This is a genomic window from Acinetobacter sp. YH12132 (assembly GCF_013418645.1).
GTDB classification, from domain to species: Bacteria; Pseudomonadota; Gammaproteobacteria; order Pseudomonadales; family Moraxellaceae; genus Acinetobacter; species Acinetobacter indicus.
Map to the genome: position 1 here is coordinate 277,735 of NZ_VPBR01000001.1, position 21,575 is coordinate 299,309.

Annotated in this window: 21 protein-coding genes, 1 tRNA gene and 1 pseudogene; 17 read left to right on the forward strand and 6 right to left on the reverse strand. The window is 45.4% G+C overall.

The window, feature by feature from the left end; all coding sequences use genetic code 11:
• The first annotated feature begins 9 nt into the window (after positions 1-9).
• From FTU67_RS01295 to FTU67_RS01325, 7 genes are read left to right on the forward strand one after another with little or no spacing between them, the layout of a single operon-like run.
• Entirely contained in the window at positions 10-381 is a 372-nt protein-coding gene (locus FTU67_RS01295; RefSeq protein ID WP_005176678.1) for a DUF4845 domain-containing protein, read from the forward strand.
• Positions 353-1,054 carry a ribonuclease III gene (gene rnc, locus FTU67_RS01300; RefSeq protein ID WP_005176685.1) on the forward strand — a complete coding sequence of 234 codons (702 nt, stop codon included), beginning with the start codon at positions 353-355 and terminating at the stop codon, positions 1,052-1,054. Before FTU67_RS01295 ends, rnc begins: the two co-directional genes overlap by 29 nt.
• On the forward strand, positions 1,051-2,079 hold the full coding sequence (era, locus tag FTU67_RS01305) for a GTPase Era (RefSeq protein ID WP_168399845.1): 1,029 nt from the start codon (positions 1,051-1,053) through the stop codon (positions 2,077-2,079). The genes rnc and era overlap by 4 nt, the downstream gene beginning before the upstream one ends.
• Before the next feature lie 21 nt (positions 2,080-2,100).
• Complete coding sequence (locus FTU67_RS01310; RefSeq protein ID WP_045795115.1) at positions 2,101-2,289, forward strand: NF038104 family lipoprotein; 189 nt, start codon at positions 2,101-2,103, stop codon at positions 2,287-2,289.
• A gap of 17 nt (positions 2,290-2,306) precedes the next feature.
• Positions 2,307-3,017: a DNA repair protein RecO gene (locus tag FTU67_RS01315; RefSeq protein WP_180061318.1), complete on the forward strand. Its 711-nt coding sequence runs from the start codon at positions 2,307-2,309 to the stop codon at positions 3,015-3,017.
• A 13-nt stretch (positions 3,018-3,030) separates the two neighbouring features.
• Positions 3,031-3,756, forward strand: a complete 726-nt coding sequence (pdxJ, locus tag FTU67_RS01320; protein WP_016660036.1) for a pyridoxine 5'-phosphate synthase — start codon at positions 3,031-3,033, stop codon at positions 3,754-3,756.
• Between the two features lie 15 nt (positions 3,757-3,771).
• Entirely contained in the window at positions 3,772-4,425 is a 654-nt protein-coding gene (locus FTU67_RS01325) for a tRNA-(ms[2]io[6]A)-hydroxylase (protein ID WP_005176696.1), read from the forward strand.
• 272 nt (positions 4,426-4,697) lie between these two features.
• Here FTU67_RS01325 and FTU67_RS01330 read toward each other — a convergent pair.
• A tRNA-Asn gene (locus FTU67_RS01330) sits at positions 4,698-4,773 on the reverse strand.
• 236 nt (positions 4,774-5,009) lie between these two features.
• On the opposite strand from FTU67_RS01330, the gene FTU67_RS01335 reads away from it, so the two are divergent.
• The gene (locus FTU67_RS01335) at positions 5,010-5,468 is read left to right on the forward strand and encodes a hypothetical protein (RefSeq protein ID WP_180061319.1); all 459 of its coding nucleotides are present in this window, start codon (positions 5,010-5,012) and stop codon (positions 5,466-5,468) included.
• Positions 5,469-5,566: 98 nt separating this feature from the next.
• Here FTU67_RS01335 and FTU67_RS01340 read toward each other — a convergent pair whose 3' ends face one another.
• Positions 5,567-6,802: a pyridoxal phosphate-dependent aminotransferase gene (locus tag FTU67_RS01340; RefSeq protein ID WP_005176698.1), complete on the reverse strand. Its 1,236-nt coding sequence runs from the start codon at positions 6,800-6,802 to the stop codon at positions 5,567-5,569.
• Between the two features lie 219 nt (positions 6,803-7,021).
• On the opposite strand from FTU67_RS01340, the gene FTU67_RS01345 reads away from it, so the two are divergent.
• Positions 7,022-7,204 (forward strand): hypothetical protein, encoded by a 183-nt coding sequence (locus tag FTU67_RS01345; protein ID WP_005176699.1) that lies wholly within the window; start codon positions 7,022-7,024, stop codon positions 7,202-7,204.
• 46 nt (positions 7,205-7,250) lie between these two features.
• On the opposite strand, the pseudogene FTU67_RS01350 reads toward FTU67_RS01345, so the two are convergent.
• Positions 7,251-8,700: pseudogene (locus tag FTU67_RS01350) on the reverse strand (diguanylate cyclase domain-containing protein).
• A 160-nt stretch (positions 8,701-8,860) separates the two neighbouring features.
• Entirely contained in the window at positions 8,861-9,640 is a 780-nt protein-coding gene (locus tag FTU67_RS01355) for a hypothetical protein (RefSeq protein WP_016660041.1), read from the reverse strand.
• 309 nt (positions 9,641-9,949) lie between these two features.
• Here FTU67_RS01355 and uvrB point away from each other — a divergent pair, with 309 nt between their 5' ends.
• The 6 genes from uvrB (at position 9,950) to FTU67_RS01385 (ending at position 17,043) form a co-directional block, all read left to right on the forward strand.
• The gene (uvrB, locus tag FTU67_RS01360; RefSeq protein WP_180061320.1) at positions 9,950-11,971 is read left to right on the forward strand and encodes an excinuclease ABC subunit UvrB; all 2,022 of its coding nucleotides are present in this window, start codon (positions 9,950-9,952) and stop codon (positions 11,969-11,971) included.
• Between the two features lie 124 nt (positions 11,972-12,095).
• Positions 12,096-12,683, forward strand: coding sequence for a lipocalin family protein (locus FTU67_RS01365; RefSeq protein WP_005176705.1), 588 nt, complete (start codon positions 12,096-12,098; stop codon positions 12,681-12,683).
• Positions 12,684-12,816: 133 nt separating this feature from the next.
• Positions 12,817-13,746: an EamA family transporter RarD gene (gene rarD / locus FTU67_RS01370; protein ID WP_168395057.1), complete on the forward strand. Its 930-nt coding sequence runs from the start codon at positions 12,817-12,819 to the stop codon at positions 13,744-13,746.
• Positions 13,747-14,014: 268 nt separating this feature from the next.
• The gene (locus tag FTU67_RS01375; RefSeq protein WP_075167798.1) at positions 14,015-15,472 is read left to right on the forward strand and encodes a glyceraldehyde-3-phosphate dehydrogenase; all 1,458 of its coding nucleotides are present in this window, start codon (positions 14,015-14,017) and stop codon (positions 15,470-15,472) included.
• A gap of 172 nt (positions 15,473-15,644) precedes the next feature.
• The gene (locus tag FTU67_RS01380; RefSeq protein ID WP_373684835.1) at positions 15,645-16,355 is read left to right on the forward strand and encodes an MFS transporter; all 711 of its coding nucleotides are present in this window, start codon (positions 15,645-15,647) and stop codon (positions 16,353-16,355) included.
• Positions 16,356-16,368: 13 nt separating this feature from the next.
• Complete coding sequence (locus FTU67_RS01385) at positions 16,369-17,043, forward strand: hypothetical protein (protein ID WP_180006687.1); 675 nt, start codon at positions 16,369-16,371, stop codon at positions 17,041-17,043.
• A gap of 13 nt (positions 17,044-17,056) precedes the next feature.
• On the opposite strand, the gene FTU67_RS01390 is transcribed toward FTU67_RS01385, so the two are convergent.
• Positions 17,057-17,908 (reverse strand): SDR family oxidoreductase, encoded by an 852-nt coding sequence (locus FTU67_RS01390; RefSeq protein ID WP_180006686.1) that lies wholly within the window; start codon positions 17,906-17,908, stop codon positions 17,057-17,059.
• 115 nt (positions 17,909-18,023) lie between these two features.
• Between FTU67_RS01390 and FTU67_RS01395 the strand changes: the two genes are divergently transcribed.
• Positions 18,024-18,398 (forward strand): helix-turn-helix domain-containing protein, encoded by a 375-nt coding sequence (locus FTU67_RS01395; protein ID WP_168396279.1) that lies wholly within the window; start codon positions 18,024-18,026, stop codon positions 18,396-18,398.
• 502 nt (positions 18,399-18,900) lie between these two features.
• Here FTU67_RS01395 and FTU67_RS01400 read toward each other — a convergent pair.
• Positions 18,901-20,088, reverse strand: a complete 1,188-nt coding sequence (locus tag FTU67_RS01400; protein ID WP_180006685.1) for an MFS transporter — start codon at positions 20,086-20,088, stop codon at positions 18,901-18,903.
• A gap of 266 nt (positions 20,089-20,354) precedes the next feature.
• On the opposite strand from FTU67_RS01400, the gene cgtA reads away from it, so the two are divergent.
• Entirely contained in the window at positions 20,355-21,566 is a 1,212-nt protein-coding gene (gene cgtA, locus FTU67_RS01405) for an Obg family GTPase CgtA (RefSeq protein WP_016660051.1), read from the forward strand.
• Positions 21,567-21,575 lie beyond the last annotated feature (9 nt).

Below are 21,575 nucleotides of genomic sequence, written 5' to 3' on the forward strand. Positions count from 1 at the left end.
AATAACAAAATGCGTCATCAACAAGGGGCATCGTATATTGCAATTCTGGTTGCAATTATTGGTTTTGCTTTTATGGCAAAAATTGCAGTTGCGGTTTGGGGACCGTATTTCGATGATCGAATGCTGGATAACCAGATTAAAGAGCAGTTGATTCATGGACCCAAAAACCTGAGTCCGCAAAAATTCATTGGGGAAATGGATAAGCGTTTAAGTATGAACAACATTCGTGATATTAAATTTGCGGATGTTGCCCAGGTCACCAATGTAGATGGTCTACAGGTGAAGAAAGACTATGAGATAAGAAAACCGTTCTTATTGAATATTGATATTGTCATGAAATTCGAGAAAAGTTTTGATCAAAGCTCAGTCCAAGCTCAATGAAACGCGTTTGGCCAGCCGCATCGGATACCAGTTTAAACAGCCGGATCTGCTCAAGCTGGCGCTGACGCATCGTTCGGTCAGTCACAAACACAACTATGAACGCCTAGAATTTCTAGGCGATTCACTTTTAGGGATGATTATTGCCAATTATCTCTACACCGCCTATCCGCAGGAAAATGAAGGGCGGCTGACCCGTATGCGCGCAACACTGGTGCGTCAGGAAGCACTGGGTAAAATCGCCAATGATTTAAAACTCAGTCAAAATTTAATTCTCAGTACCGGTGAATTGAAATCAGGCGGTCATCATCGTGAGTCTATACTTGCAGATGCGGTCGAGGCGATTATTGGTGCGATTTATATCGACTGTGGGGATTTAAACCTGCTACAGACGATTGTGTTAAAATGGTACGTGCCTTATCTGGATCATATTGAGCCGACCGATCAGCTCAAAGATCCGAAATCACGCCTACAAGAGTATTTACAAGCACGTAAAAAACCTCTCCCAGTTTACGAGGTTGTAGATATTCAGGGTGATGCCCCGAACCAGCATTTCAAGGTGGAATGCCGGGTCGATGCTTTACCGGTAATGAAAGGTGAAGGTTCTAGCCGCCGCTTTGCCGAGCAGGCAGTTGCCGCGGAAATTTTAAAACTCTTGGAGCAAACGTCTCAATGACAATCCATTCCGATCACAACGATGCTGATCACGAGTCGCAAAGCGACAGCCACGATTTAATCAATCAATTCTTCAGTTCACAAGGTCAGAAAATTCCATCGGATTACCGTAGCGGATTTGTGGCCATTGTGGGCCGGCCAAACGTGGGTAAATCTACCTTGATGAACCACCTGTTGGGTCAAAAACTGTCTATTACCTCGCGTAAGCCGCAAACCACCCGCCATAAAATTGTCGGGATTGATTCGCGTGAAAAATCTCAGGCGGTCTATGTCGATACCCCGGGGATGCACAAAAAAGAAGTGCGTGCCATCAACAAAATGATGAACCGTGCCGCGCACTCGGCGCTGCGTGATGTGAACCTGGTATTATTCGTCGTCGATGCACAAAAATGGACCCAGAACGATGAACTCGTACTGGAGAAATTGAAAAATGCAGACATGCCAGTCATTCTGGTGATCAATAAACTGGATACCTTCGAGAATAAAAATCAGGCGCTGCCGCTGATTCAGGAGCGCGCCAAGCTGATGAACTTCGCAGAAATTGTACCGGTATCTGCGCTGCGTGGTGCCAATCTGGAACATCTGCGTGACACCATTGAGCAGTATCTGCCATTCCAGCCACCGCTGTATTCATTTGATCAGGTTACCGACCGTTCCGAGCGCTTCCTGGCCTCTGAAATTATTCGTGAAAAAATCATGCGTCAGCTTGGTGAAGAGTTGCCATACGATTTAACCGTACAGATTGAATCATTTAAAACCGAAGAGCCGGCTTTAAATGAAAAAACCGGTCGTATGAAACCGGCCTGTACCTATATTGATGCCACCATTTTCGTAGACCGTCCGGGGCAAAAAGCCATTGTGATTGGTGAAAAAGGTGCTAAGCTGAAAAAAATCGGGATGGATGCCCGTGTCGATATGGAAAAAATGTTCGAACAGAAAATCATGCTCACGCTTTGGGTGAAAGTCAAAGGTGGCTGGTCAGATGATGAACGTGCATTAAAAAGCTTGGGATATAGCGATATCTAAGCCATGAAACGAGGAACTGTAATGACCAAAATTGCTGTGATTTTAGCCTGCATGTTCATGCTGCAAGGCTGTATTCATAAGGTGGTTACAGTTCCGGTTAAAGTGGCCTATAAAACCACCAAAGGCGTGGTCAAAGGCACGGCCGCTGTGGTCGGTGCAGTCATTCCCGATGGGGATGAAGAAGATGAAAACAAAAAGAAAGATGATTAGGCTGATATCCTGCCCGCATGCGTAATGAAGTCTTGCATGGCTACCTGATCCATCATCGTAAATACCGCGAGCGTAGTCATATTGTGCATCTGTTTACCCAGGAATATGGGCGGATTGATGGTATTTTAAGACAAACCCCGCCACCACAATATCAACCGATTAGCCTGCAGGCCTCGGGTAAATCTGAACTGAAAAATTTTACCAAACTGGAAATTATCAACCAGCCCGTATTTTTCTTTGGCGATGCCTTTTTCTCCGGTTTTTATCTGAATGAAATTTTGCTGCGTCTGTGTCCGCTCGAAGTCGAGATGCCCGAGACTTTTCTGCAATATGCCACGACTTTGCAGCAATTACAGCAGCTGTCGAGCCATCCGCAGCCGAACAGCTTTTTAAGACAGATTCTGCGCCAGTTTGAGCATGTGTTGCTGCAAGAACTGGGTTATGCCATCGACTTTGAAGTGGATGCCAACCAGCAGCCGATTGGTGCAACGCAGCAGTACCAGTTTTTATTAAATGAAGGCTTTATGCCAACGGCGCAGCCTTCCCGTTCTGGTTTAAGTGGCGCGCAGATTTTGAGTATGCGTGACCATGAAAAGGGTAGGGATTTTAATCCAGAACAGTTACAATTACTGTCTAAATTATATCGGCAGATGATCAGCTCCCTGCTGGGAGATCGGCCGTTAAAAAGTCGTCAATTGTGGATACAGAACTCCCAAACACAATCGTAATTAGGAAAAGAGTATGGCTGCATTACTTGGTGTGAATATTGACCATGTTGCAACATTGCGACAAGCACGTGGCACCACTTACCCAGATCCGGTCAATGCCGCACTGATTTGTGAACAGGCTGGTGCAGAGGGTATTACCTTGCATCTGCGTGAAGATCGTCGTCATATTCAGGATGATGATGTGCGTCGTATGCGTCCATTGCTGAAAACCCGCATGAATCTGGAAATGGCGGTGACTGATGAAATGGTCGAGTTCGCCAAAGAAATCAAACCGCATCATGTTTGCTTTGTCCCGGAAAAACGCCAGGAAGTCACCACTGAAGGTGGACTGGATGTGGTCGGTAATTTTGCGGCGGTAAAAGCGGCAACGCAGGCTCTCTCTGTTCTGGGTTGTGATGTATCCCTGTTTATTGATGCTGACTTTGCCCAGATTGATGCCGCAGTTGCTTGTGGTGCACCAACCATTGAAATTCATACCGGTGCCTACGCCGATGCTGAAACCGCAGAGGCGCAGCAGGCTGAGCTGGAACGTATTGTGAAAGGTGCCGAATATGCCGCGGCCAAAGGTCTGGTGGTGAATGCCGGCCATGGCCTGAATTTAGATAACGTGACGCCGATTGCCGCAATTCCGCAAATTCATGAACTGAATATTGGTCACTCGCTCATTGCCGATGCGGTGTTTGTGGGTCTGGCCCAAGCTGTACAGCAAATGAAAGCAGCGATTAAAGCTGCACGATAATCTTGAAGTTTTTGTATGTCGACAATCAATTATGATGAACTCATGAAGCCGGTGATCGGCTTCCTGGGCTGTGAAACCCCGCAAGCCTGGCTGGACGAAGCACTGAATAATCTGGAAATCCTGATGCAGGATCATGCCAACTGCGAGAAAAAAGCCGCCGGTACAGCCATGAACCTGATGTTCCGCTACAGCTTCTTTACCGATTTGCAGGTCAAGCTGGCGCAACTGGTTCGTGAAGAAATGCTGCACTATGAACAGGTGCTGGAATTTATGAACAAACGCGGACAGGAGTGGAAAGGCTTAAGCGCAGGTCGTTATGCTGGCGGCTTACGCAAAGAAATCCGTACCTATGAACCAGAAGCGTTAATTGATGTACTGGTGATTGGCGCCTTTGTAGAAGCGCGTTCCTGTGAGCGTTTTTATGCCTTGGCACCGCATGTTGATGAAGAGCTGGGGCGTTACTACCGCTATTTGCTGAAATCTGAATCGCGTCATTATGAAGATTATCTGGCACTGGCATTGGACGTTGCCAAAACTGCCAAGCTAAAAAATCCGGAAGAAGATATTCAGGGCCGGATTCAGCATATTCGTGAAGTGGAAAAAAATCTGATTTTAAGCCCGGATGATACTTTCCGTTTCCATAGCGGTGTGCCGGCGCAGGCAGCTTGAAACAGTCAATATTTTTTGAGAGAAAACGGGACTTCGGTTCCGTTTTTTTATGGCTGTGAGAAGGGGAATCAGGGCTGATTTACCTGTTTTTGAAGATAGATGCTCTGCTGATCTGGCGATTGACGTCTCGCCATTAGATCGCTCGGGAAGATCCTAATCTTCTTTTTTTATAACCTTCAGATGTGAATCGCTGTAGGAATTAAAAAGATTGAAAGCTATAAATTTTGGCAATAAAAAAGCCCAAGTCTTAAATGCTTGGGCTTTCTTGAATTTGGCTCTCCCACCTGGGCTCGAACCAGGGACCTGCGGATTAACAGTCCGTCGCTCTACCGACTGAGCTATGGGAGAATCTGAATGCGATTATAGAGGGATTTTGGCAGGGGTCAAGCGAAAACTGTCATCTTTTTTACATTTAAAGTTTATATGCTTTTTATTTGTGCAAAATAAAATAAAACACGAAAAAATCTTGCAAAGCAAAAAATCTGTTGTTAGATTAAATCCAGAAAGTCGTTTGACCAAATGGTTAAACAGTGTGGATTTAAACCAACTTGCCAGCACAAAAATGGCTAAATCGGAGACAGCGAATGAATACGCTCAGCATCCCTGAAATTTTTGCAAATCTCAATTTTTACAAAGACAACTACCTTTCTCTTATCAGCAATCCAGCAGATTATTATACGCCTGTTGCTTCGGCCTATATCAACATATGGCCAGTCGGGCATGTCGATCTGTATCTGGGCGATTTGCTGCAGCTGTGGTTTAGTGAAAAATGGCTGATCAATGAGCCATGTTTCCAGCTTTCAGAGCATCCGGATCATGCGATCCGCACGCCATTACAGCGCAGCCAGGATTTATACCTGTATCAGCTTGCCGGCAGTGCCTTGTCGGGTAGTAACCGCTGCCGGGTCTGGTCGGCTTCTGAACAAAAAAAACTGCGGGTGAGTCTGGATAGTGTCTTTAAATATTACTGTATTTATAAGGGTACAGACCGTCCTGACATCTCACGCAGTCAGCTCATTCAGGCGCTGAAAAAGGCCATCTAACCGTTATCTATGGTCCGCTGAATTGAGCGTTTAGAGTTAAATCAGGCCATAAAAAAAACCGCGAACAGGTCGCGGTTTTTTTTATTGCTCAGAAGAGATTATTGAGCAGCTTTTTCAGCTTCGATCGACGCAATCGCTTCATCAACGCCTTCGATTGAATCCGCCGCTTTCTTGATACGCGCTAACGCATCTACCAGCACTTCATCAGCCGTTGCATAAGAGATACGCATGAAACCGCCTAAACCGAATGCATCACCTGGAACCACGGCTACGCCCGTTTCTTCCAGTAACCATGCAGAGAATTCTGTGCAAGATTTTAAGCCTTTAGCACGAATCAGTGGTTTGATGTTGGCGTAAGCATAGAACGCACCATCTGCAGGTAAGCAAGAAATACCTTTGATGTCGTTCAGGCCGTTTACCACCAGGTCATGACGGCGTTTAAACGCTTCAATCATTGGTTGTAGAACGTCTTGAGGACCGTTTAATGCAGCTTCTGCAGCCACTTGTGAAATAGACGTCGGGTTAGACGTAGACTGAGACTGGATTTTTTTCATCGCGCCGATCAATTTAGCAGGGCCCGCTGCATAGCCGATACGCCAGCCAGTCATGGCATAGGCTTTAGACACACCGTTTAACACGATAGTGCGGTCATACAGGTCTGGTGCAACAGTAGCGATGTTGTAGAACTCGTCATCCCAGCGGATTGGTTCGTACATGTCGTCAGATGCGATATACACTTCTGGGTATTTACGCAGTACTTCAGCCAGAGCTTCCAGTTCAGCTTTGGTGTAGATCATACCTGTCGGGTTAGACGGGCTGTTCAGTACCACTAAACGGGTTTTGTCTGTGATGGCTGCTTCTAACTGAGCAGGAGTGATTTTGAAGCGTTGTTCTTCGCCACATTTTACAATCACTGGCACGCCTTCAGCGATGATGACCATATCTGGATAGCTTACCCAGAATGGTGCAGGGATGATCACTTCATCACCTTTGTTTAACAGTGCAAGTGCCAAGTTAAAGAATGATTGTTTACCACCGCAAGACACCAGAATCTGGTTGGCTTGGTAGTCAAGGTTATTGTCACGTTTTAGTTTCGCAATAATGGCTTTTTTCAGGCCTGGCGTACCGTCAACAGCGGTATATTTGGTAAAACCGTTGTTAATCGCTGCAATTGCTGCATCTTTGATGTGTTGTGGTGTATCGAAATCCGGTTCGCCTGCACCCAAGCCAATTACGTTATGACCAGCAGCTTTCAATTCAGCAGCTTTGTTTGTCACAGCAAGCGTTGGGGACGGTTTGATGGCATTTACACGATCAGAGAGACGTACGTCCACGGCAGTATTCCTTCTTATAGGGATTAAAAAATAAAAAGCACACTATCTTAGCTCAAAAATAGTCACTTCGTCGTTTAAAATCTCAACAAATTAATAAAAAATCACGAAATTTGTGCTTCTGCGCCTCAAAATAAGGCATTTTTGAGAATAAAAAGCCGGAGGCTCGCTTCTGACTGCAAAAAACCTTAAAATAGCGCTAATTTGATTTGAGTTATCGTCATGAGTAAGCAGCAGCCTACTTCAAAAAAACCTGTGGTAAAACTCCCATTCCCAATGCCATCTGCGGAAGAAAAAGCCCAGATGGATGCCTTGCATAATCAGGTTCGTCCTAAAGATGAAGGTTATGCCGACAAGCTGTTTCCACCACCACGTGGGACCCGTAAATCTATGGGTAAACGCTAAGAAAAATGCCACGTTCTGTGGCATTTTTTATGGGCGCTTGATGGGTTTAATCCTGGGTTTCACGCCGGTCAAACTGGACATAATAGGCGCGTTTTTGGGTGTACATGGCCTGATCGGCGCGTTTTAGCATCTCTTCAATACTTTCCTGTGGTAGTGTGGTCGCAGACCCAATCGACAGATTCAGCATCTGATTACCATGAAACTGACTGTCAATTAACAGCAGTTCCTGCAAGCCTGCCAAACAGTTGTGCAGGGCAATCTCATCGGCACCCGGCAGCAAAATCACAAATTCATCACCACCAATGCGGCAGGCACTGTACTGGGTATTCTGGACAAGCTGATTCAGCAGTTCACCGGTGCGTCTGAGCAGATCATCACCGCTATCATGGCCAAAGGCATCATTCACAACTTTTAAGCCATTCATATCAATATAGATACTGGATACAGGCCGTAGACTGCTGCGCTCTAAGCGATTCACTTCTTCGCTATAATGCGAGCGATTCAGCAGCTTGGTCAGCACATCATGCTTGCCCAGATATTCCAGATAATTTTCGGCTTTTTTTACGCGCGGTAATATCGGTCAAGGCCACCTGAACCGTGCTCCAGTCCTCTTCATAGCCGGGAAATACGGTAAATTGCAGCAATACATGGCGGATGCTGCCATCCAGCGCATAATTGATGGCTTCACGCTGATGGTGAATATTGCCGTTCCAGAGCTCGATCAGCTGTTCCCTGAACGTATGCTGCATTTCACCGGCAAAAATTTTATGAATATTTTGCAGCAGGGTGTTTTTGTCCGGGGCGCCAAATAAATCCAGCGTGGCCTGATTGACATCAATAATCAGTACATCGCGGATACATTGCTGGATAAAATCCGGATGCACATCTAAAAAGGTATTGAAATCATCTATGCCCAAATGGCGCAGCTGATCGAGCCGGCTTTTAATCCGGCTAAAATCTTCCACCCACAAGGAGGTGGGAGAATAGACAAAGCGCGATTCAGCCAGTAAACGCTGCTGATCTGCCTGCCGGCGCGCTGCGGTATAAGGGGTAATGTTTTCGGTACTGACCAGCACCAAAGACAGGTCATGCTCATGTGAAGGGACTACGGTGCAGCGTAACTGGATATCCAGCCGTTTACCGTTCAGGCTGTAATTGACCGCCTGACTGGAAAATTCGGTTTGACCTTCCCACAAGCTGATCAGCTCATCAATATGGGTACTGGCCATATCACCTTTAAAAATCTGCTCCAGGTTGCTAATTAAATGCTGCAGATCTTGGGCTTCATACAGTTCCAGGGTTTTCTGGTTTACGCTCAGAATTTTAATTTTACGGGCACATTCAATGACACGGCTTGGATCTTCCAGTAAATAGCCACGTAAATCCTGAATGCCTTGTGCGCGCCACAGCTCAAACTGTTTTTTAATTTCACTAAAGTCTTCCAGCCACAGGGCAATCGGCGCAAGGGTAAAAACAGGCGTGTCCAGTATTGTCATAGTCTGAAGCTCGATTATTCTAGTGAATGAAAAATAGAATTATAATCAAGTTTTTTATTATGTGATAAGAATTGTTTTTATTTTTATAAATGTGATTTGCATCACTGAATTAAAAAGCAGCCGGCTCAGTGGCCGGCTGCTCTGGTATTAAACAGAGGGATTATTTTTTGGCCCGATGCGCCGGACGCGGTGGGGTAATTTCACGTTGACCATGCCAGACTTCGGCAAAATCCTGTTCATTAATACTATACAGTTCCAGTAAGGCTAGAATCACCCCGCCAAACAGCATGGAACCTTCAGAGTTGCTTTGCCATTCGAAGACCTTGCCTTTCAGGCCATATAAAATATCTTCAATTTCAAAAATCCGGTCACGGCCATTGCTGTCGGTCGGGTACATCTGGGTATTCAGCAAAATTTTAGCCAGACTTTTTTCATTGTCATTTAAAGCCAGTACTTCAATCAGCTCATCCGGATTGCTGGCAAAAATCACCGGATCACGAAAAATGGTATGCAGAAAATGCTGGTTCAGTTTCGGTAAAGATTTCTCGACAAAAGGCCGGAAGGAGGCCGGGAAAATCACATTGTGGGAAATGCCTTTAAACATCGGGGCGATTTCCTCGACTTTATAACCGGCAATACCACAGCCAATTGAAGTCAGAAAATACTTCATTTTCGGATGATTTTTGGTATAGGTTTTAAAGTCATCTATATAGTGCTGAATTTGCGACAGCGGCATTTGCTGCAAATGCTCGTTCATGGTTGGAATGGCAAAGCTTTGTCCGGCCCAGCCACGCCCTACGCCGCGCACGGCGCCAAAGTGTTGCAGGGCAGTGCGCGCTGCACCGCCGGCATGATCACCCGCCAGATTACTGCCAAAGACAAAAATCGTATCTTCAGGCAAGCTTTTAATAATACTTTCATCATGATATCGGTAAGTCATTGTCATTAAATCTATGTGATCCCTTGTGTTCATGTTGCCCGTGAAGCGGGGCAGAATCAAGTGAAAAAGCACAAGACGAGGGTGTTTTTCTGTTTCACATGAAGATTTTGCTTTGATCTGGGTATGTCTGGTGAGAGTGTGCCAAACAGCAGCGGGTGAAGGTCTTTATTTCAGTTGCACTGCGGACTAAAAACAGAACCTTGCCGATGCTGCCGGTGACAAGAAAGTGTACAAAAATTACAATCTGAAGCCAGATAATAGGCTGAATCTGTTAGACTATTTTTTTCGATCTGTATGAGTACGCTATCCGTGAGTGATCATCAACCTTTTGAATTGGTTACCCATTATCAACCTGCTGGAGATCAGCCGCAGGCCATTGAAAAGCTGGTGCAGGGAATTCAAAAGGGCATGCATGATCAGTTGCTGCTGGGGGTAACCGGTTCCGGCAAGACCTATACCATGGCCAACGTGATTGCCCAGTTACAGCGGCCAACTATTGTGATGGCGCATAACAAGACTCTGGCGGCCCAGCTCTACGGCGAATTTAAAGCCTTTTTCCCGCATAACTCGGTTGAATATTTTGTCAGTTATTATGACTACTATCAGCCGGAAGCCTATGTGCCATCTTCCGATACCTTTATTGAAAAAGATGCTGCCATTAATGATCACATTGACCAGATGCGCTTGTCGGCGACGCGGGCATTACTGGAACGTCGTGACTCGATTATTGTGGCATCGGTATCGGCTATTTACGGTCTGGGTGATCCGAATGCCTATATGAGCATGTTGCTGCATGTGGTGCAGGGCGACCGGATTCAACGTGAAGACATCATCCGCCGGCTGGTGGAAATGCAATATAGCCGCAATGAACTAGAGTTTTTGCGCGGGACCTACCGGATTCGCGGTGAAATTATTGATATTTTCCCGGCAGAATCGGAGCAGAATGCCATCCGGATTGAACTGTTTGATGATGAGGTTGATTCGATCCGCTGGTTTGATCCGCTGACCGGCAAAATGATCCGCAAAGTGCCACGCGTCACCATCTACCCGAAAAGCCACTATGTCACGCCTAAAGACCATCTGCAGCGCGCCATTGAAACCATTCGTGAAGAACTGAAAGAGCGTTTAGGCTTTTTCCGTGCACATGACAAGCTGCTGGAAGCACAGCGTATTGAGCAGCGTACCCGTTATGATCTGGAAATGATGCAGCAGCTCGGCTATACCAATGGCATTGAAAACTATTCCCGTCATTTATCCGGTCGTCCGGCCGGTGAAGCGCCACCAACCCTGTTTGATTATGTGCCGGATGATGCCTTGCTGATTATTGATGAGTCGCATGTTACCGTGCCGCAAATTGGTGCCATGTATAAAGGGGACCGTTCGCGTAAGGAAAACCTGGTCAATTATGGTTTCCGTTTGCCAAGTGCGCTGGATAACCGGCCAATGAAATTTGAAGAATGGGAACGGATTATTCCAAGCACTATTTATGTCAGTGCCACACCGGCACAGTATGAACTGGAAAAAGCTGAACAGATTGTCGAGCAGGTGGTGCGTCCAACCGGTTTGATTGATCCGGAAATTGAAATCCGTCCGGTGCTGACCCAGGTCGATGATGTCCTGTCGGAAATTAACCTGCGTAAAGATAAAAACGAGCGGGTTCTGGTCACGACCTTAACCAAGCGCATGGCCGAAGATTTAAGTTCCTATTTAAAAGAATACGGCATTAAAGTGGCCTATCTGCATTCCGATATTGATACGGTCGAGCGGGTCAAGATTATTCATGAGCTGCGTACCGGAATTTATGATGTGCTGGTGGGGATTAACCTGCTGCGTGAAGGTCTGGATATGCCAGAAGTCTCGCTGGTGGCGATTCTGGATGCCGACAAGGAAGGCTTCCTGCGTTCCGAACGTTCGCTGATTCAGACCATTGGCCGGGCCGCGCGGAACATTGCCGGTAAGGCAATTTTATATGCCGACCGGATAACCGATTCCATGCAAAAAGCCATTGATGAAACTGAACGTCGCCGTGCCAAGCAAATTGAATTTAACCAGCTACATGGTATTACTCCGCGCAGTGCTGTGCGTCAGGTCATTAAAGAAATTGATACCGGCGAGGTGCTGGAAGAAGATGTAATTGATGAGCAGATGGCACCACAAACCTTGGCATTAACCGCGGATGAACGGCATATCGTGTCGGACCCGAAACTGTTTGCCAAGCATGTGGCCAAGCTGGAAAAAGAGATGCTCAAAGCCTCAAAAGAATTGCAGTTTGAACAGGCCGCACGTCTGCGTGATGAAATTATTCGTTTGAAGGCACAAATGCTGCAGTAAAGAAAAGTGTGAGAACTGTTAAAAAACTCCTTACATAACACAACAGTAAATACCTGAATTTACCGTTAATTTAGCCAAGTATGCTGAGAACTCCAGAACAATATTGAAGCTATAAGGTGACCTGATGAAAACGAATAATCTCCCTAAAGCGAGTTATAAATTGGCAAAAATTGCCGTAGGCGGGGCAGTGCTGGTCGGTTTAGGGCTGGCCACCATGGCTTATGCCCAAAAAGAACCGTTGCCGACTGTTGAAAAAGTAGAATTGGATCGCTACCTAGGGGTCTGGTATGAGGTAGCACGTAAACCGATGTCGTTCCAGAATAAATGTGATCGGGATGTCACGGCGACCTATACCTTAAATGAAAATGGCAACATCAAGGTCGATAATCGCTGCATTACCAAAAATGGCGAACAAACCGTCTCCATTGGTGAAGCCTTTGTACAAAATGCGCCATTTAATACCAAACTGAAAGTCAGCTTCTTGCCAGAATTTATCCGCTGGATGCCAATTGGTCGCGGTGATTACTGGGTACTAAAACTGGATGAAGATTATCAGACTGTGCTGGTCGGTGAGCCACATCGTAAATATATGTGGGTGTTGTCGCGTACCCCGCAGGCTAATCCGGAAGTGATCAATGAATATCTCGAATATGCCAAATCTTTAGGCTATAACCTGGATGATATTATTCACACCAAACAGACAGCCCGTTAAAGCAATCTCCTACTAAAAATACACCATGCTCCGGCATGGTTTTTTATTTTTCGGTCAATAATTCATGCACGAACAGAGTTTTCCGGAGATGAACTGAGTATAATCAGCGCTCGGCAAAGATCAGGAGTGAAAGATGTATAAAGGCGTTGCTTTGTCTGTATTGGCATCCGTCACTTTTGGTGTGCTGTATTTCTATACCCAGTTTCTGCAACCTTTAGACAGTGAAGAAACTTTTGCCTGGCGCATGCTGTCCACCTTGCCTTTTATCACCCTGTTTATGTGGTGGAGTGGTGATTTAAAGCATGTGGCCGAGATTTTCAGGCGGGTGCTACAACAGCCGCTTTTATTGCTGTGGCTGCTGATCAGTTCGTTCTTATGTACCACGCAACTGTGGCTGTTTTTATGGGGGCCAATTAACGGCCGTGGTCTGGAAGTGTCGCTCGGTTATTTCCTGTTGCCACTGGTGATGGTGCTGGTTGGCTGTGTGCTGTATAAGGAAAAACTGTCCAGCTGGCAAATGCTGGCGGTGGCGCTAGCCGTACTGGGCGTCGGACATGAAATCTGGCGCATTGGCAGTGTGGCCTGGGAAACTGTGTATGTGGCGCTGGCTTATCCTTTGTATTTCTTTTTACGCCGTCAGTTTAAAACCGACAATTTAGGCGGTTTCTGGTGGGATCTGTTCCTGATTTTACCAGTCGCGTTTTATCTGGGCTTTGTTTATAGCGACAGCATGGCATTGCTGTTGAATTACTCGCATCTGATCTGGGCTGTGCTGGGACTGGGCTTTTTAAGTGCCTTAGGTTTGGGCAGTTATATTCTGGCCAGCCGTTATTTGCCTTTTGTGATTTTTGGTTTGCTTAGCTATCTGGAACCGGTGTTGCTGGCTTTCGCCTCAATGATGCTGGGCGAGCGTGTTGAAGCCGATGAATGGCTGACCTACATTCCAATCTGGCTGGCGGTATTGCTGCTGGTGATTGAAGGTGTACTGCATGTACTGAAACAGAAACGGCAGGAGCGGGCCTTGCAAAAAAATGTCCAGAACTATCAGGACCGGCTGGAATAGCAAAAAATATTGTTATCAGTCGGTAAAATTTGTCTGATAAAGCAACAAACAGATAACTTACTCTTTTTTATATGAAAAATAGCGGTTTTTAAAGATTTAGGAGCGAAATCATAAAAATAATTACAACTATTTTGCAAATTTATACTGAATATATAGCAAAATAGAGCGGTCTTAGACAGCTTTTGATTCAATCTTGCCGCCAATTCCATTACAATTGTCGGGTTTTGAATTTTATGCCTAGATATACAATTAATTAGAGGACGTATCTGTGAGCAAAGAGACTATCATCGCCCTACACGCAGAGCACCAAGGTCGCTGGAAAAACCGTGAAGAAATCGCGGAACAAATGATCGCTTTGATCGGTAAGCTGTACCGTGAGAAAAATATTGTTGTTTCAGTATTTGGACGTTCTTTAGTTAACCGTTCAGTGATTCAGATTTTAAAAGCACACCGTTTCACGCGTATGATGGACGTTGAGCTTTCAGTTGTACACACTTTCCCGATTCTTGAAGCATTAGCAAAAGTTGAAAACATTGGTACTGCTGAAATCGACCTGGGTAAACTTGCGGTTGCCTTTAAAGAGCAAGGCGGCGATGCAGATGCATTTGTAGCAGCTGCAGTCAAAGCGGTTGAAGGTCGTCCAACTTCTGTAGAAGGCCGTGATGTTGTACTTTACGGTTTCGGTCGTATCGGTCGTATCCTGGCACGTTTAATGATTGGTCAGTCTGGTCTTGGCCGTGGCTTGAACTTAAAAGCCATCGTAGTGCGTAAATCTGCAGATGGTGATTTGGAAAAACGTGCGTCTTTATTACGTCGTGACTCGATCCATGGTCCATTCTCTGGCACCATTTCTGTTGATGAAGAAAACGAAGCAATTATTGCGAACGGTCAGTTCATTAAAGTGATCTATGCATCTAACCCGTCTGAAGTAGATTACACTGCATACGGTATTAACAATGCACTGGTAATCGACAACACCGGTAAATGGCGTGATGCTGACGGTCTGGCTCAGCACCTGCAATGCCCAGGTGCAGCACGTGTCATTCTGACTGCACCTGGTAAAGGTGACATGAAGAACGTTGTTTATGGTGTAAACCAGGGCGACATTCTTGATGAAGATGCCATCATCTCTGCAGCAAGCTGTACTACAAACGCAATCACGCCAACCTTGAAAGTGTTAGACGACAAATACAAGGTGCTTAACGGTCACGTTGAAACAGTTCACTCGTTCACTAACGACCAGAACCTGATCGACAACTACCACAAAGCTGACCGTCGTGGCCGTGCTGCTACATTGAACATGGTAATTACTGAAACTGGCGCAGCGAAAGCAGTTGCGAAAGCACTTCCAGCGCTGAAAGGCAAGTTAACCGGTAACTCTGTACGTGTTCCAACACCAAACGTATCACTGGCGATTCTGAACCTGACGCTTGAGAAAGAAGTTGAGCGTGACGAAGTGAACGAATACATCCGTCAAATCTCAATCAGCTCGAACCTGCAAGGTCAGATCGGTTATACCAACTCGACTGAAGTGGTATCTTCTGACTTCATCGGTTCACGTACTGCAGGTGTATTTGACGCGCAAGCAACCATCACTTCAGGTAACCGTTTAACGGCTTATGTATGGTACGACAACGAAGTGGGCTATAGCTGCCAGGTACTGCGTATCGCTGAACAGATGGGCGGCGTAAGCTATCCAAAAGTTCCTGCTGAAACAAATGCTTAATTTGTAATGCAGACCAGAAAGAGCCTCATTTGAGGCTCTTTTTTATCTTTCATTAAAATAATAAGCAAAGACGCTATACAAAAAATTGCAAACCGTATCACGATTTTTGGGCACAATTTCTGTCGAGAAAAACAAAAATGACAGATAGGATAAACCGTTGCCAAACAGATTGATGCTCCGCGGCATAATCTTGATGGTGCTGGCAGCCATGGTAGGTGTAGCAATTGCCTTATGGATTTTTCGGCATTTTCAGATTTATATTCCGCTCGAAAACCAGCAGGTCAATATTGATTTGCAGGAAGCACTCCAAGCCGAAGTTAAAATTCATGATGCACTGGATGTCAATGTCAGTGGCCGGGTCAATGCGGTTATTCCCATTCAGGAAAATCTGGATATTCCGCTGACCCAAACCTTAAATCCACGGGTGTATTTTGATACGCATGTCCCAATTCGTACCACCATTCCGGTGCGGGAAACCCTAAAAATTAACCAGCCCTTGGCGGTTGATACCCAGGTCAAAGTCAGGTTAATGGGTAAAGACATCAGTTTGCCGCTCAAAGGCACCATTCCCATTGTGCTGGATGTCCCTATTTATATGGATGTGCCGCTGGCGCAAAAAGTCCATTTAAAATTTAATGCGCCGGTAAAAACTGTATTAAAAGAAAACCTGAATATTCCATTAAAAACCACACTGAATACCCAGATTCCGGTACAAGGTCATTTAAATGTGCCAATTCAAACCGCGCTGAAGGCCTCGGTGGATGTAAAAAATACCTTACCAATTAAGATTGAGCAGGGTGAGCTGAATATTCCTTTAAACAGTATCCGTCTGGCGACGGCCGAAACGGCGCAGCCACAGACTACTGTACAAATGGTCGAGTAGAGGAGCATGCAAGATGTTTTCTTCACTTCGCCATCAGCTTGTGTTGGGTTTGATTGTAGCTGCGCTGGTCGCACTTCTGTTCTGGCTGTATTTAAATATTCAGGCCTCGATGTATGTCAATGCCCAAAAAGCGCGGTTGTTGTTACCGGAAGGTTTACCTACTCATATTGAGGTCGGCAATTATTTACAGGCCCATACCCAAGGCCATTTAGATACTGAAATTCAGCTGGATCAGCAGGTGCAATTGCCTTTGGAAGGCAAATATCCGGCCAATCTGCAATTTGTGGTCACCACACCGATTGATGTAAAAGTGGACTATAAAACCCATATTCAAATTGATCAGCTGATGCCACTACAGACCAGCACCGATTTAATCTATCAGAATCCGTTATTGCCCAAACTGCCGTTACAGCTGGATATTCCAATTAAAATGAGTGTGCCGTTTCATTTGCAGCGCACCTATCGGCTGCCGGTCAAGATTTTATTTAATGGCCCGGTCGGTCTGGAATTTCATGAGCTGTTAAAGGTTCGCTTGCTGCATCAATTTGCGCCGCAATTAAATCTGAATGATCCAATGACCTTGCAGAAAGTTTCTGGATTTAATGCCACGATGCGTAATGTTGAGCGACGCACACATGCCAATCTGGATATGAAAATGGATCTGAAACTGAGCCAGATCCATCCATAAACTGAAGCTGACTTTAGATCAGTTTCTGCAAAATACTTGTGATGCTTGCGGTTGGACGTCCCAGTAACGTTTGCAAATCCTGACTTTGGCTATACATGACGCCATTTTGGGTTTGAGCATCGACATCTGCCAAGAAACTGGCAAAACCCTTGTCTAAGCCCACCTGTAGCAACAGTTGCTCAAAGGCTTCAGGGCTTAAGTTATTGTACTGCACTGGTTGTTGGCTCACTTCGGAGATGGCTTGAGCAAGATCAGCCTTAGTAAAGCTTTGGCTTGATGCCAACTCATAGGTTTTATTCAGATGGGTATCCGTGAGTAATACACGTGCAATTGCTTCAGCATATTCGTCACGAGACGCGGCACTAATTTGACCATCCCCACTTGCACCATATATTGCGCCATGTTGGATCTCTTGGGTTAACGCACCCAAATAGTTCTCGATATACCAGTTGTTGCGAAGCAGGGTATAGCTCAATCCACTTTCTTGAATCAATTTTTCAGTTTCACGATGTTCCTGTGCCAAGCCTAAACTGGAGTGACCTGCATTTAACAAACTGGTATAGGCAATATAGGGAACTTGACTCGCCTGGGCGGCTTCAATTACAGCTTGGTGTTGTGCAGTACGACGACCAATTTCATTGGCTGAAATTAAAAGTAACTTATCTACGCCCAATAATGCGGTACTTAAACTGTCAGCTTTGTCGTAGTCGAAGTGGCGGATTTCGATGCCTTGCGGTAATTGTGCCTGGGCTTTTTCAATATTACGGACCAACGCAATAAGGTGATGTTCTGAACTTAAATTTAGAAGATGGTGGATCACCAATTGACCCAACTGACCAGTTGCACCTGTAATCGCAATATTCATATCTAACTCCAATATTGTTTGAAAAATAATCTTGATGGTTAAATACTAATCTGTTAACTTACTAAATGTAAGTACATACCAAAAAGTAAGCTTATTACCCACAGGAAAGATTTTTATGTCAGCTTATGAAACCAGTAAATTGCTTGGTCAAGTTTTATCCATAGATTGTCCATCGCGTGAAATTTTGGAACACTTAACCAATAAATGGTCGGTATTGGTTCTGCGCTGTTTAAGTGATGGTGTACATCGTTTTAGCGAGTTAAAGCAGCGTATTGAAGGGGTGAGCGAGAAAATGTTAGCGCAGACTTTAAAAATGCTGGAACAAGATGGTTTTATATTAAGAACGGTTTATCCCGTTGTGCCACCAAAAGTAGAATATCAGCTGACGATTTTGGGTTCGCAAGCGTCTGAAAAGTTAAATTACTTGATTGGATGGGTAGAGCGTAGTTTGCCTGAGATTTTAGAGAATAAAGCGCGCGTTTCAAAATAGACATTAAGTTGCGGGTGGGGAAGCAATAATGAAACCCTCTGAACATCTGGCCGCGTCACTTTTAGTGGTCTATGCCATTATTTTGACTTTTATTTCATAGCCGAATTCCATAACTTAAGCACAAACATGTTGGGCTCATTTTCAATTTCTGGAAGACACGACTGGAGATCAAAGCTTAAAGGATAGGATTAAATAATTTAATCATAAAAGAATAGGATTATATTCAAGCTATTCGCGGAGGTTAACGTCGAAAAATATCGAGTTTATTGATTATCGAGTATCTAGGCTTGGAAAAGAAATGGGTCATACTTTTATCGCGTTAGGTCAGAAGTTAATGCGCTATGCAATTGATCAACAATAATAAAAAGAAATATTTTTATAAGCTAGTTTAAACTTCTCATTCAGCATAACAGCCCCTCATCCTAGCCTTCTCCCAAAGGGAGAAGGAACTTGCAGGATTTATCTTATGAATGAGTCATGAGCAGTGATGGATCAAAATATTTTAAGCCTGTTTCATCTTTTTAAAATCAAAACGGTCAATCACTAAAATGCCAAGCGCAAAGATTAGTCCAAGTGCCACACAGCCAATCCATTCAAAATGTTCCCAGGCATACACCGCACCCAGTGAACCAATGGCTGCCCCTGAAAAGTAAATGGTCATATATACCGCATTAATTCTTGAACGCGCTTTAATATCAATCCGATAGACCAGGTTCTGGTTTAATACGTGAAATGCGGTCAGGCCAAAATAGCTCATCAGTACCCCAATCGCGTAGACCACAATATTCTGCTGGGCAAAAAACAGCGGAATACAGGACAACAGCATCAGGGAAATACATAGCGTTGCAACCAGATTTTCCTTGCCTTGTCCCACGGTTTTCCCCGACCAGCTGGCCGAATAAATCCCGATCACGCCAAGTAAGCCAAACAGGCCAATTTCAAAATCACTAAAATGATAAGGCGCGCTGCCCAAGACAAAGGTCATTGAGGTAAAGACCATCGACAAAATGCCAAAGCCTAAGGCGCCGGCACAGGCACGGCGAATTAAATGCGGATGATGCTGCGCCAGTTTAAATAAGGAACGATAAATCCCCGTCACCGTTAAACCGGATTGTGGCTCGGTATTCGGCAGTTTGTGCCACATCAGCAGGGCAAAGCCCAAGGTCAGTATTCCGCTAGATAAATACACACCTTCCCAAGACCAGTAGGTCGATACAAAACCGGCAAAGGTGCGCGACAGAATAATCCCCATCACCAGACCACTCATCAGTTTACCGACAATGGCAGCACTCGATTCCGGCGGACTAATGGTCGAGGCAAACGGAATTAACACCTGCGCAGAAATCGCACCAAAAGTGGCACATAAGGTAAAGAAATACAGTCCAGACAGGCTGCTGCTCAAAGACAGCAGGATTTGTGAAATTGCCGCGAAGACCATCAGACTAACAATTAGCTTGCGTTTATTGAGTAAATCACCCAGTGGCACCAATAGCATAAGTCCTAAACCATAACCAATTTGCGCGACTACTACAGCAAAGCCGGCTTGACTGGTGCTAATGCCCAGACTTTTTTCAATTGAATAAATGAGTGGCTGGTTAAAATAGGCAGAACCGGCACAGAGGCCACAGGCCAGCGCCATCAGTAATACAAATTGAGGGGACAGCACTGGCGTGGCGGTTGGGGAGGACATAACAATTTCTCAAGTCAGCGAGTAGCACACTATAGGTGTTGTGGACTGAAAATAGAAATAAGAAAAAACAATCATTTGATTGCTGAATATCATGCTTGGAAAAAAATAAGCGCTGTCCGGTTTTAGCTAGATTGCGCTTTTTAGATGGCGACACACAAATTGTAAAAAGAATTGTGAGCACAATAGATTTGCTGCATAAATTATTCGAGAAATCCTTTAAAATATGGCAGAATAGGCGGTTTTAAAGTTTTTAGAGGATTGGCAAGATGCGCTTTGTTGATGAAGCAGTCATTACCGTAGAGGCTGGCGACGGTGGCAATGGCGTAGCCAGTTTTCGCCGTGAAAAATTCGTACCATTTGGTGGTCCAGATGGTGGTGATGGTGGTCGTGGCGGTAGCATTTATATTCAGGCCGATGACGACACCAGTACACTCGTAGATTATCGTTATACCCGTAAATTCCGTGCTGAGCGCGGTAAAAATGGTGCAGGCGCAAACTGTGCTGGCCGTGGTGGTGAATCTGTGGTGCTGAAAGTACCGGTAGGCACCACGATTGTAGATACAGATTCTGGTGACATTATTGCTGACTTGGTCGAAGACGGTCAGAAAGTACTGGTTGCCCAGGGCGGTGATGGTGGTTTGGGGAATACTCACTTCAAATCATCGACTAACCGTACCCCGCGTAAATTTACCACAGGTGTGAAAGGTGAATTCCGCGAAATCCGTTTAGAGCTGAAAGTGCTGGCAGATGTTGGCTTACTGGGTATGCCAAATGCCGGTAAATCAACCTTTATTCGTGCAGTATCGGCCGCAAAACCAAAAGTTGCAGACTATCCGTTTACCACCATGGTGCCAAACCTGGGTGTGGTCGATGCCGATCGTCATCGTTCTTTTGTGATGGCCGATATTCCAGGTCTGATTGAAGGCGCCGCAGAAGGGGCTGGTTTAGGGATTCGCTTCCTGAAACACCTAGCGCGTACCCGTATTCTGCTGCACATTGTCGATGTACAGCCAATTGATGGTTCAGATCCGGCACACAATGCCCGTGCCATTTTGAACGAGCTGGAAAAATTCTCGCCAACGCTGGCCAAACTGCCAGTAGTCTTGGTGCTGAACAAGCTCGACCAATTACCGGAAGATTCACGCGAAGAATGGTGTAAACATATTCTGGAAGAACTGCAATGGGAGGGTCCGGTATTCCAGACCTCGGGCCTAATGTCTGAAGGTACCAAAGAAGTGGTGTACTACCTGATGGATCAGATTGAACAGCAACGCGAACGCGAAGTTGAAGATCCAGACTATGCAGCAGAAATGAAAGCCTTCCGTGACCAGCTTGAAGCTGAAACACGCGAGCAAACCATCGCCGCTAAAGAAGCTTATCGTGAAATGCGTCGTCAGCAACGTCTGGCGGGTCAGGGCGATGACTTCGATGATGACGATGAAGATGATGGCGAAATGGAAGTATATTACGTACGTTAAGCTCTTGAT

Coding starts and splice junctions, on each gene's coding strand:
- FTU67_RS01295 (WP_005176678.1), top strand. CDS start 10: ATGCGTCATCAACAAGGGGCATCGTATATTGCAATTCTGGTTGCAATT.
- era (WP_168399845.1), top strand. CDS start 1,051: ATGACAATCCATTCCGATCACAACGATGCTGATCACGAGTCGCAAAGC.
- FTU67_RS01310 (WP_045795115.1), top strand. CDS start 2,101: ATGACCAAAATTGCTGTGATTTTAGCCTGCATGTTCATGCTGCAAGGC.
- FTU67_RS01315 (WP_180061318.1), top strand. CDS start 2,307: ATGCGTAATGAAGTCTTGCATGGCTACCTGATCCATCATCGTAAATAC.
- pdxJ (WP_016660036.1), top strand. CDS start 3,031: ATGGCTGCATTACTTGGTGTGAATATTGACCATGTTGCAACATTGCGA.
- FTU67_RS01325 (WP_005176696.1), top strand. CDS start 3,772: ATGTCGACAATCAATTATGATGAACTCATGAAGCCGGTGATCGGCTTC.
- FTU67_RS01335 (WP_180061319.1), top strand. CDS start 5,010: ATGAATACGCTCAGCATCCCTGAAATTTTTGCAAATCTCAATTTTTAC.
- FTU67_RS01345 (WP_005176699.1), top strand. CDS start 7,022: ATGAGTAAGCAGCAGCCTACTTCAAAAAAACCTGTGGTAAAACTCCCA.
- FTU67_RS01355 (WP_016660041.1), bottom strand. CDS start 9,640: ATGACTTACCGATATCATGATGAAAGTATTATTAAAAGCTTGCCTGAA.
- FTU67_RS01365 (WP_005176705.1), top strand. CDS start 12,096: ATGAAAACGAATAATCTCCCTAAAGCGAGTTATAAATTGGCAAAAATT.
- rarD (WP_168395057.1), top strand. CDS start 12,817: ATGTATAAAGGCGTTGCTTTGTCTGTATTGGCATCCGTCACTTTTGGT.
- FTU67_RS01380 (WP_373684835.1), top strand. CDS start 15,645: ATGCTCCGCGGCATAATCTTGATGGTGCTGGCAGCCATGGTAGGTGTA.
- FTU67_RS01385 (WP_180006687.1), top strand. CDS start 16,369: ATGTTTTCTTCACTTCGCCATCAGCTTGTGTTGGGTTTGATTGTAGCT.
- FTU67_RS01390 (WP_180006686.1), bottom strand. CDS start 17,908: ATGAATATTGCGATTACAGGTGCAACTGGTCAGTTGGGTCAATTGGTG.
- FTU67_RS01395 (WP_168396279.1), top strand. CDS start 18,024: ATGTCAGCTTATGAAACCAGTAAATTGCTTGGTCAAGTTTTATCCATA.
- FTU67_RS01400 (WP_180006685.1), bottom strand. CDS start 20,088: ATGTCCTCCCCAACCGCCACGCCAGTGCTGTCCCCTCAATTTGTATTA.
- cgtA (WP_016660051.1), top strand. CDS start 20,355: ATGCGCTTTGTTGATGAAGCAGTCATTACCGTAGAGGCTGGCGACGGT.